The sequence below is a fragment of the Candidatus Infernicultor aquiphilus genome (assembly GCF_002784285.1).
GTDB lineage: Bacteria > Atribacterota > Phoenicimicrobiia > Phoenicimicrobiales > Phoenicimicrobiaceae > Infernicultor > Infernicultor aquiphilus.
The window spans coordinates 1-10,491 of sequence record NZ_PFKO01000320.1 but is presented as its reverse complement, the minus strand read 5'-3'; the positions used below and the strand labels follow the sequence as shown (position 1 = coordinate 10,491).

Genomic DNA, 10,491 nt, shown 5'->3' with positions numbered 1-10,491 from the left:
ACCCGCGTTTTTATTTAAACATTAATGATAGTTGTTAATATTCTATAAAATTTAACACACATCACCAGTGTATTTTAAATTAATTGTTAACACTATTCGAAATTAACTTAATTCAATTAGGTTATTAGAATTTTTTCAAGGTAAAGTTAAAAATGGACGTTTTTTTGACGTAATAAATTTAATATAGTACATAATGCTAAAAAATATTACAGTAAATGAGAATATAATTTAAAGGTTATTAAATTTAAATATTTCAAAAACAATTACTATTAAGTTTGATGATAAACTATCTGAAACGCCTGAATTCGTAGAAGGAATGAGAAGGGCACCAAAAAGAGAACTTGATTAAAATTAGGTGATTTATAAGTGTTTATGATGAATGTTTTACTTGACGATTTTTTAAAATATTAAAATTTTAAGGAGGTAGCTTATGTTAAATTTCAAGAAGATTGGTTTGATGGGACTTGTGACGGTTTTTTTGTTGGTATCGAGTTTTTTAGTAGTGTATGGTGCTGAAAAACCTATTAAATTAGGATTTTTTGCTCCCATAACTGGTCCAGCTGCTGCCGATGGAGAAAGTTGTCTGCAGGCAGCACAATTAGCGATAAAATTATTAAATGAAGGAGGGGGAATAAACGGAACCCAGGTTGAGTTAGTTTATTACGATGATGCTTTCTCGCCACCTCAAGCAGTAATCATTGCTCAGAAGCTTACTACTAAAGACGGAGTAGTTGCGGTAGTTAGTGGCTCTTATAGCCATACCACCAGAGCATCTGCTGAGACTTATCAAAACGCGAAGATTCCTATGATTTCCGCATACGGAGTTCATCCCGATATAACTAGAACTGGAGATTATATTTTCCGTCAGTCTTTTGTGGGAGCTGTTCAAGGAAGAGCAGCAGCTGAGGTAGCAACAAAACTTTTAGGTGGTAAAACTATTTCTGTGATTTATGTAAATAATGACTTTGGAAACGAGTTATCTAAATCATTTATTGAATATGCAGAAAAGAAGGGTGTTAAAATTTTATCAGTGGATTCCTTTTCTCTGGGAGAAAAGGAATTTACTCCTGTGCTTACTAAAATAAAACAAGAAAATCCCGATATACTATTTATGGTTGCCTATGCGGGAGAAGGTGCACAGATTATTCTTCAGGCAGATGCAATTGGTTTAAAGTGCCAAAAGTTGGGTACTGAAGGTGTGGACTCCACCATGCAGTTCTTAAAAGTAGCCGGTAAAAAAGCAGATGGATTAATTATTACCACTAATCTTAATAGAGATAGCGAAAGACCTGAAGTACAGAACTTTATAAAAGCATTTACTGCGGAATATGGTTATGCTCCTGATATGGTTGGAGCATCAGTATTTGACGCCTTTACGGTTTTAGGATACGTGATGAAAAACTATGGTACTTCTCCAGAAGAAATTAAAAATGGAATTTACAAGGTTAAAAATTTTCCAGCAGTGACCGGGATTATCAAGGGTTATAATGAATTAGGAGAAGTAACCAAAACCGTACAGGTTCAAAAAGTCGTGAACGGAGAATTCCATTACTTTTCAGAAATTACTGATCTAGAAATTGTTGCTCCTCCGACCTTATAAAAAAAATTAAAAGATTGTAAAATTAATAATTTATTAAAGCCAGCAAGATTAATTAAATTACTAAAAATTAGGGAATTATCCGTAAGGTTCATTATTATTAAAAGATAATATAATTTTACGGATAATTCCAATTTATGTAATATTATTCCCAGATTTATTTTTTTATTTTTATCTCCCCAAGATGTCTATAACCAAAGAAAGGAAAAGGAACCTGATGTTACTTCAACAAATAATTAATGGCATAGTAGTTGGTAGTGTATATTCCTTAACTGCAATGGGCGCCACACTGGTATATAGCATTCTTAGGATTTTAGATATTGCCAATGCCGGAGCATATGCTTTAGGTGCATATGTTGGCCTTTTTTCTTATGTGGCAACTGATAATTTGTTACTTTCTTTTCTAATAGGAATGATAGCTATGGGTATTTGGGGAATTTTCGTACAGAAGTTTTTATATCTTCCTTTATTAGGTAAATCTCCGCTAATATCTCTTATTACCAGTATAGGTTTATTTATATTTTTGGGTGATTTTATAAGATTATGGGCGGGTCCTCAGATAAAAGATTTCCCAGCAGATTTAAAATTGCCTTTTTCCGGAATTAAAACAGAAAATCTTACTATCATGAGTGTATGGATATTAGTTCTTTTAACTACTGCTATTCTTTTACTTACATTATGGTATTTAATAACTAAGACTAAAATTGGATTAGCCTGGAGAGCTACAGCTCAGGATTTAGAAATAGCTAAAGCCATGGGAATAAATGTAAATGTAGTTGTAGCTTTTAACTTTTTTTTGGGGTATAGTTTTGCAGCTGCCGCAGGGATTATGATAGGAATAATGTATAATTTCATATCACCTACCATGGGTGATGTTCCGGCTTATAAAATGTTAGCTATCATTGTTTTGGGAGGATTGGGGAACCCTGTGGGAGCGGTAGTCGCCGCTATGTTAATAGGATTAATTGAAACTTTAGTAGGGGGTTATATCGGTTTTTTCCTTCCCAGAGATTCTATAGCCTTTATCGCCGTAATTATAATTTTATTAATTAAGCCGCAAGGTTTATTTGTAAGAAAAAATATTTAAAAATTAGGTTAAATAAATATGTATGAAGTGGTTGTAGCTATTAATATAGGCATCTTTACCATATTAGCACTAAGTGTAAATATTATCACCGGTTATATAGGTCAGCCTACTTTAGGTCATGCTGCTTTCTTTGGTATTGGTGCATATGCTTCAGCCATACTTACCGGAAAATATGGGGTGCCTTTTTTGTTATCTCTTCCTTTGTCTGGTCTAATAGCAGGTTTTATTGGGGCGCTTTTAGGGCTTGCCAGTTTAAGAGTTAGGGATGATTTTTTAGCTATTACTACCATAGGAACTAATTTTGTGGTGGTGGCTATCTTCCAATATGTTCCCTTTTTTGGAGCATCTTTTGGTTTATCTGTTTCTCCAGCTTTTATTTTTGGGATGAAAATAACTTATGTAGGTTATTTATTTTTAACAATTTTTTTAATTACTTTAACCGTTCTTTTTTTACGTAAATTAGAAAAATCCTGGTTTGGTTTGGCCATGGGAGGGATAAGGAATAATGAGGGAGCAGCTGGATCTATAGGAATAGATATTAAAAAGTTTAAGGTAGTAGCTTTTATTTTAGGTACAGCTATTGCCGGAATAGCCGGATGTATTTATGCTCATTATATGACTTTTATTTCTTCAGTAGATTTTGCTTTTGCAACTTCTATCACTATCTTATCTATGGCCATGGTGGGAGGTTCAGGTACTATCAGGGGTCCTATAATGGGGGCGATAGTTCTCGGTCTTGCTCCGGAAGTATTCAGATTTGCAATGAATTATAGGATGTTAATTTATGGTGCATTATTGATATTTACCATGAGATTTCAACCGGAAGGTCTTTTGGGAGAAAGAAGCCTTTTATGGACTAATATAAATAAGTTATTTAAAAAGACCTATTCTAATAAAGAAACAGAAAGTGGTATAAAAAATGATAATTCTTAAAATAGAAAATTTAAAAAAGTTCTTTGGAGGAGTAAAAGCGGTTAATGGAGTGAGCATAGGGATAGAGGAAGGGGAGATCCTCGGAGTAATTGGGCCTAACGGAGCAGGGAAAACTACCTTTTTTAATACTATATGCGGAGTCTATAAACCTGATGAAGGTAAAATAATATTCCAGGGGAAAGAGATTCAAGGATTAACTTCTTTTCAGATAGCCAGACTCGGCATTGCCAGAACTTTCCAAATAGTAAAACCCTTTGCAGATATGACCGTTTTGGATAATGTAATATCGGCAATTGGAATTAATAGGTATAAAAGTATATGGGGGTCTTTTAGGAATAGTCGGGTGATTGAAACTGTTAGTAAAGCTAAGAGACTTCTTGAAACGGTTGAGTTAGGAGGATATGAAAAAGAGAAAGCAGGAGCTTTAAGTTTAGGATATATTAAAAGATTAGAAATTGCCAGAGCTTTAGGGATAAATCCTAAAATTATTATGTTAGATGAACCATGTGCAGGCTTAAGTCATGATGCTATAAAGGATTTTATACAATTGTTTAAAAAATTAACCATAGAAGGACTTACCATAATGATGGTGGAGCATAATATGCCTACTGCTATGGCTTTATGTGACCGGATGATAGTTTTAGATTATGGAGAAAAGATTGCCGAAGGAAAACCTAAAGAAATTCAGGGAAATGAAAAAGTAATCGAAGCATACTTAGGGAAGGAAGAGGAAGATGCTTAAATTAGAGGGAATTCATGTATATTACCAGGAATCTCTGGCAGTCAGTGATGTATCTATCTCTGTTAAGGAAGGAGAATTTGTAACCATAATTGGGGCAAACGGAGCAGGAAAAACTACCATAATGAAAGCTATTATGGGGTTAATCAGAGTTAAAAAGGGAAAGATACATTTTGAAGGGGATGATTTAACTAATAAACCACCCTGGGTTCGAGCAGAGATGGGTATCGGTTATATTCCCGAGGGAAGAAGAGTTTTTCCCGATCTTAGCGTAGTTGAAAATCTAAAAGTTGGAGCATATACTATAAAGAACAAACAAATTTTAAACCAAAATTTAGAAAAAGTTTTTTTTCTTTTCCCCAGACTTAAGGAGAGAGAAAAACAATTAGCCAGAAGTATGAGTGGAGGGGAACAGCAGATGTTAGCTATTGGCCGAGCTATGATGTTAAATCCTAAACTCCTTCTAATTGATGAGATAAGTATGGGACTTATGCCCATTTTAGTAAATACAGCATTTGCTTCCATTAAAAAGATGCACGAAGAAGGGGTAACCATACTTTTAGTAGAGCAGAATGCCAAGAAAGCCCTCGCCACTGCGGATAGAGGATATGTATTAGAAACCGGTCGTATAGTTTTAGAAGATAGAGCTGATATTCTTAACCAAAAAGATGAAATAAAAAAAGCTTATTTGGGAGGATAGGCTTTTTTATTTATTTTTGATTACCATAATTATGATGATTTTAAAAGAGGTGATATCTATGTTAAAAAATATGGATATTTCAAAGGCTATGACTATTAAATTAGACGATGAACTACCCGAAATGCCGAAATTTGTAAGAGGAATAAGAAGGGCATCGAAAAGAGAACTTATTTTAAATCAAGAAGAAATTAAATTAACCTTAAAAAATGCCTTGCGATATATTCCGGAAGAATGGCATGAAAAATTGGCTCCTGAATTCTTAGATGAGCTTTTAGAAAGAGGAAGAATTTATGGATATCGTTTTAGACCGAAAGGGAGAATTTACGGGAAACCAGTCAGTGAATATAACGGAAATTGTCTTGCCGGAAAAGCTATACAGGTTATGATAGATAATAACCTGGATTTTGAAGTTGCCTTGTATCCTTATGAGTTAACTACTTATGGAGAAACGGGGCAGGTCTGTCAAAATTGGATGCAATATCGGCTTATTAAAAAATATTTGGAAGCGTTGACTGAAAATCAAACTCTGGTTGTATCATCAGGACACCCTCTTGGGTTATTTGAATCTTCACCAGATGCTCCCCGAGCAATTTTAACTAATGGTTTATTAGTTGGTGAATATGATAATCAGGAGGACTGGCACAAAGCCATATCTCTGGGCGTAACTAATTACGGACAGATGACCGCTGGCGGATGGATGTATATCGGTCCACAGGGAATAGTGCATGGAACTTACAATACCTTATTAAATGCTGGGAGATTAAAGCTTAATATAACCGATGAAGATGATCTTAGCGGATATTTATTGGTGAGTTCAGGGCTGGGAGGAATGAGCGGAGCACAAGGTAAAGCAATAGAGATTGCCAATGGGGTAGGAATAATTGCCGAAGTCGATTATTCGAGAATTCAGACTAGGTTTGACCAGGGTTGGATTAAGAAAGTGGTAAAAGACCCGGAGGAAGCCTTTAAACTGGCGAAAGAATATATGAATAAGAGAGAGAATATTTCCATAGGATTTTATGGGAATATAGTTGATTTACTCGAATATGCCGTGGTAAAAAATATAAAAATTAATTTATTATCAGACCAAACTTCCTGTCATGCCCCTTACGAAGGAGGATATTGTCCTCAAGGATTGAGTTTTGGAGAAAGAACAGAACTTCTCAAAACAGATAAAGCGAAATTTATAAAATTAGTTAATCAGTCCTTAGCTCATCATTTTGAATTAATTAAAATCCTGGTGGATAGAGGTACATATTTCTTTGATTATGGAAATAGTTTTATGAAGGCAGTGTATGATGCAGGAGTAAAAGAAATTTGTAAGAATGGAGAGAACCCTAATAATGGTTTTATTTTTTCCTCTTATGTAGAAGATATAATGGGCCCAATGTTATTCGATTATGGGTATGGCCCATTTAGATGGGTCTGTTTAAGTGGTAAACACGAAGATTTGTTAAAGACCGATAAAGCGGCGATGGAGTGCATAGATCCTAATCGAAGATTTCAAGATAGAGATAATTATATTTGGATAAAAAATGCTGATAAAAATAAATTAGTAGTGGGAACACAAGCGAGAATTTTATATCAAGATGCAGAGGGAAGGATAAAGATTGCTCTTAAATTTAATGAGATGGTTAGAAAAGGAGAAGTTGGCCCAATAATGTTAGGCAGAGATCATCATGACTCAGGAGGTACAGATTCACCCTTTAGGGAAACAGCTAATATAAGAGATGGCAGTAATGTAACGGCAGATATGGCCACTCAATGCTTTGCCGGAAATGTAGCCAGGGGAATGACCATGGTTACTTTACATAATGGTGGTGGAGTTGGAATTGGGAAGGCCATAAACGGTGGTTTTGGTTTGGTTCTTGATGGCGGTAAAAGAGTGGATGTAATAATTAAGAAAGCTATTTCCTGGGATGTTTTAGGGGGTGTTGCCAGACGCTCCTGGGCTCGAAATAAACATGCTGTGGAGACTGTCATAAAACACAATAAAGAAAATAAAGTAGGTGATCACATCACCATTCCCTATTTAGTTAATGAAGATTTAATAAAAAAAGTTATGTCACGAAGAGACTTAAAAAATGCAGATTAAATTGTGGAGATATATCTAAAAAGGAAAGGTAAGTTAAATGAAAACTAAGAAACAAATAGTTGAATGCGTTCCTAATTTTAGTGAAGGCAGAGACTTAACCAAGATAGAAAAAATAGTAAATCCTTTTAAGAATAAGAAAGGCGTGAAACTATTAGGATACGAAAGAGATGCAGATCATAACCGGCTTGTAGTGACAGTTATAGGAGAGCCTGATCCCTTAAAAGAAGCGGTTATAGAAGTTATGGGTGTGGCTATAGAAGTTATAGACATGAGAAAACATAAAGGTCAACATCCTCGAATGGGAGCTATTGATGTCGTGCCCTTTATACCTATAAAGAATTTTAGTATTGAGGAGGCGGTTTCTCTTTCTAAAGAGATAGCTAAGATAGCCGCAGAAAAATATAAATTACCTATATTTTTATACGAAAAGTCGGCTGCTTCTCCTAACAGAGAAAATCTTTCTATAATTCGAAAGGGTGAATTTGAAGGAATGGCCGAGAAAATAAAACAGCCGGAGTGGAAACCGGATTACGGACCTGCAGAGATTCATCCTACTGCCGGGGTTACCGCTGTAGGCGCAAGGGTTCCGTTAATAGCTTACAATATAAATTTAAATACCAATAATTTGGAAATAGCCAATAATATTGCCCGCAGTATCAGACATATAAATGGTGGATTAAGATATTGTAAGGCAATAGGTGTTGTATTGAAAGAGAGAGGGATTGTTCAAATTTCTATAAATATGACTGATTATACTAAAACTCCTCTTTACCGAGCCTTTGAACTGGTAAAAATTGAAGCCAAAAGGTATGGGGTCAATATAATCGGGAGTGAAATAGTCGGCTTTGCACCTATGGAGGCCTTAGTGGATACGGCCGTGTATTATTTGGGTTTAGAAAAATTTTCTACGGAAAAGATTTTAGAAGCAAGGATGATGGATTAAGCTGATGAATAAGGGGAATATATTAATTAAAAATGCTTCGGAAGTAGTAACTTGCAGTGGTTTTGAAGCTAAAACAGGCAAAGAGATGTCTGATTTAAAAATAATTTCCGACGGAGCAGTGATTATTGAAAAGGGAATAATTAAAGCGGTAGATAAGACCGATAAAGTATTAAGATTTTTCGAAGATACAAACAATTATCAAGTGATTGATGCTTCTGGTAAGTCAGTTTTACCAGGATTTGTGGATTCCCATACTCACTTTGTATTTGGAGGATATCGAGCTGAAGAATTTTGCTGGAGATTGAGCGGAATAAGCTATATGGACATAATGCAAAGAGGGGGAGGGATTATTAATACGGTAAAGGCTACCAGAGCTGCTTCTCAGAAAGAGTTATATAATGAAGGAATTAAGAGATTAAATTCCATGCTTTCTTTTGGAATTACTACTGTTGAGGGTAAGAGCGGATATGGTCTTAATTATGAAACCGAAATAAAACAATTAGAGGTAATGGATGAATTAGATAAAACTCATCCTATAGATATAGTCAAAACTTTTTTAGGAGCTCATGCAGTTCCGGAAGAATACAAGGGGAAAGAAGATAAATTTCTTGATTATATTATTACAGAAATACTTCCTGTAGTAGCAGAGAAAAGATTAGCGGAATTTTGCGATATTTTTTGTGAAAAAAATGTATTTTCCATAGAACAATCTAAAAGATTATTATTGAAAGCAAAAGAAATGGGCCTGGGATTAAAAATTCATGCCGATGAGATAGTGCAATTAGGAGGAGCAGAATTAGCAGCTGAATTAGGGGCTGTCTCTGCTGATCACTTGTTGCAGGCATCCGAGAGAGGAATAAAGGAAATGGCAAGGGCTGGCGTGGTTGCTACCTTACTACCGGGAACGGCATTTAGTTTGAAAGAACCTTACGCTAAAGCAAGATATATGATAGATAACCATTGTGCTGTAGCCTTAGCAACCGATATGAATCCGGGGAGTTGTTTTACTGAATCGATTCCTTTAATTTTTGCTTTAGCAACAATTTATATGAATATGAGTGTAGAAGAAGCAATATCTGCCTTAACTATTAACGGAGCTGCAGCTTTAAATAGGGCGGAGACCATAGGAAGTATTGATGTTGGAAAGAAAGGGGATATGTCGATTCTTGAATTTCCTTCCTATAAATATATTCCCTATCACTTAGGGGTAAGTTGTGTAGAAAAAGTAATTAAAAATGGGAAAATTATCTTTGACAAAGAAAGGTAAGGTGAAAAGATATGTTGATAGATAAAAATGTCCGCGTTTTTTTAGAGGAGTTAGCTTCTCGTGCTCCGGTTCCTGGGGGAGGGAGTGTTGCTGCCTTAAGTGCAAGTCTTGCTTCTGCTCTAACTGAAATGGTGGCAAATCTGACTATAGGTAGAAAAGGATTTGAGGAAGTAGAGGAAGAAATGAAAAGGATATCTCAGGAATCATCTAATTATCGGGAGAAATTTTTAAAGGATATTGATAAAGATGCTGAAGCCTTCGACAAAGTTATGGGAGCTTTTAAATTGCCTAAGAATACACCGGAAGAGATTGAAAATAGAAAGCAAATAATTCAGAAAGAATTTAAAAATGCCGCTTTAGTCCCCCTTGAAGTAGCTAAAGATGCGGTAAAATTAATGGAATTTACTTCCAAGGTTGTAGAAAAAGGTAATAAGAACGCTATTAGCGATGGAGCAGTAGCCACAATGATGGCCAGGACTGCTGTTCTCGGGGCATTATATAATGTAAAGATAAACTTACAGTCGATAAAAGACGAATATTTTGTAAGCCGAATTTCAAAACAAGTACACGAGCTTGAGTTAAAAGCAATCGAAGAGGAAAAGAAAATACTTTCTAAAGTGGGTTTATAATAAAAAAAATTTTAATTATTACCACAAATAGCTTAAAAAGAGATAGACAGAGGAAAGAATAAGAGATATTAACATAATAGGGAATCCGACTCTTAAAAAGTCTTTAAAGGTTATTACTATGTACTGTCTTTTTAATATATTTACTCCTACTAAATTTGCAGCGGCTGCTATAAAGGTTGCATTCCCTCCCAGGCAAGTGCCTAAAGATAAAGCCCACCAGACTGGGTTGAGGTTAAAAGAAGTCACCATCCCGATATTATGAATTACCGCTACCATGGAGATGGTATAGGAGATATTATTAATAAAAGAACAGGAGATTTCTGAAACCCATTCATTATCTCACCACCGGAACTATTCTTAGGTGTTTTCTGAATAACAAATTTGCTGCCTCAGTTCGACTGGTATCTAGTATCTCGCGAATCGTATCTCGCATTTTGGTCATAATTATTTTTTATCTATTTTTAATAAAAAAAGAGGATTTTTAAAAAATTTGTAGAAATG

General features: G+C 35.1%; 10 protein-coding genes. 9 read left to right on the top strand and 1 reads right to left on the bottom strand.

The window, feature by feature from the left end:
- Window positions 1–430 precede the first annotated feature (430 nt).
- The 9 genes from COZ07_RS08950 to COZ07_RS08910 all read left to right on the top strand — a co-directional run bounded on the left by COZ07_RS08950 (window position 431) and on the right by COZ07_RS08910 (window position 9,990).
- Window positions 431–1,600 carry an ABC transporter substrate-binding protein gene (locus COZ07_RS08950; RefSeq protein ID WP_406608220.1) on the top strand — a complete coding sequence of 390 codons (1,170 nt, stop codon included), beginning with the start codon at window positions 431–433 and terminating at the stop codon, window positions 1,598–1,600.
- Window positions 1,601–1,814: 214 nt separating this feature from the next.
- Complete coding sequence (locus COZ07_RS08945; RefSeq protein WP_406608219.1) at window positions 1,815–2,684, top strand: branched-chain amino acid ABC transporter permease; 870 nt, start codon at window positions 1,815–1,817, stop codon at window positions 2,682–2,684.
- A gap of 18 nt (window positions 2,685–2,702) precedes the next feature.
- Window positions 2,703–3,617, top strand: a complete 915-nt coding sequence (locus tag COZ07_RS08940) for a branched-chain amino acid ABC transporter permease (protein ID WP_406608218.1) — start codon at window positions 2,703–2,705, stop codon at window positions 3,615–3,617.
- Window positions 3,604–4,359, top strand: a complete 756-nt coding sequence (locus COZ07_RS08935; protein ID WP_406608217.1) for an ABC transporter ATP-binding protein — start codon at window positions 3,604–3,606, stop codon at window positions 4,357–4,359. Before COZ07_RS08940 ends, COZ07_RS08935 begins: the two co-directional genes overlap by 14 nt.
- Window positions 4,352–5,056 carry an ABC transporter ATP-binding protein gene (locus COZ07_RS08930; protein WP_406608216.1) on the top strand — a complete coding sequence of 235 codons (705 nt, stop codon included), beginning with the start codon at window positions 4,352–4,354 and terminating at the stop codon, window positions 5,054–5,056. The genes COZ07_RS08935 and COZ07_RS08930 overlap by 8 nt, the downstream gene beginning before the upstream one ends.
- A 58-nt stretch (window positions 5,057–5,114) precedes the next feature.
- Window positions 5,115–7,151: a urocanate hydratase gene (locus COZ07_RS08925; RefSeq protein ID WP_406608221.1), complete on the top strand. Its 2,037-nt coding sequence runs from the start codon at window positions 5,115–5,117 to the stop codon at window positions 7,149–7,151.
- 37 nt (window positions 7,152–7,188) lie between these two features.
- Window positions 7,189–8,094, top strand: a complete 906-nt coding sequence (gene ftcD / locus COZ07_RS08920) for a glutamate formimidoyltransferase (protein ID WP_406608215.1) — start codon at window positions 7,189–7,191, stop codon at window positions 8,092–8,094.
- A gap of 4 nt (window positions 8,095–8,098) precedes the next feature.
- Window positions 8,099–9,361 (top strand): imidazolonepropionase, encoded by a 1,263-nt coding sequence (gene hutI / locus COZ07_RS08915; protein WP_406608214.1) that lies wholly within the window; start codon window positions 8,099–8,101, stop codon window positions 9,359–9,361.
- Window positions 9,362–9,372: 11 nt separating this feature from the next.
- Complete coding sequence (locus COZ07_RS08910) at window positions 9,373–9,990, top strand: cyclodeaminase/cyclohydrolase family protein (protein ID WP_406608213.1); 618 nt, start codon at window positions 9,373–9,375, stop codon at window positions 9,988–9,990.
- Between the two features lie 18 nt (window positions 9,991–10,008).
- On the opposite strand, the gene COZ07_RS08905 is transcribed toward COZ07_RS08910, so the two are convergent.
- Window positions 10,009–10,266, bottom strand: coding sequence for a hypothetical protein (locus tag COZ07_RS08905; protein ID WP_406608212.1), 258 nt, complete (start codon window positions 10,264–10,266; stop codon window positions 10,009–10,011).
- Between the last annotated feature and the right edge of the window lie 225 nt (window positions 10,267–10,491).

What these genes read in the sequence shown, in the direction of transcription:
- COZ07_RS08950 (WP_406608220.1), top strand. Translation starts at nt 431, where the DNA reads ATGTTAAATTTCAAGAAGATTGGTTTGATGGGACTTGTGACGGTTTTT.
- COZ07_RS08945 (WP_406608219.1), top strand. Translation starts at nt 1,815, where the DNA reads ATGTTACTTCAACAAATAATTAATGGCATAGTAGTTGGTAGTGTATAT.
- COZ07_RS08940 (WP_406608218.1), top strand. Translation starts at nt 2,703, where the DNA reads ATGTATGAAGTGGTTGTAGCTATTAATATAGGCATCTTTACCATATTA.
- COZ07_RS08935 (WP_406608217.1), top strand. Translation starts at nt 3,604, where the DNA reads ATGATAATTCTTAAAATAGAAAATTTAAAAAAGTTCTTTGGAGGAGTA.
- COZ07_RS08930 (WP_406608216.1), top strand. Translation starts at nt 4,352, where the DNA reads ATGCTTAAATTAGAGGGAATTCATGTATATTACCAGGAATCTCTGGCA.
- COZ07_RS08925 (WP_406608221.1), top strand. Translation starts at nt 5,115, where the DNA reads ATGTTAAAAAATATGGATATTTCAAAGGCTATGACTATTAAATTAGAC.
- ftcD (WP_406608215.1), top strand. Translation starts at nt 7,189, where the DNA reads ATGAAAACTAAGAAACAAATAGTTGAATGCGTTCCTAATTTTAGTGAA.
- hutI (WP_406608214.1), top strand. Translation starts at nt 8,099, where the DNA reads ATGAATAAGGGGAATATATTAATTAAAAATGCTTCGGAAGTAGTAACT.
- COZ07_RS08910 (WP_406608213.1), top strand. Translation starts at nt 9,373, where the DNA reads ATGTTGATAGATAAAAATGTCCGCGTTTTTTTAGAGGAGTTAGCTTCT.
- COZ07_RS08905 (WP_406608212.1), bottom strand. Translation starts at nt 10,266, where the DNA reads ATGGTAGCGGTAATTCATAATATCGGGATGGTGACTTCTTTTAACCTC.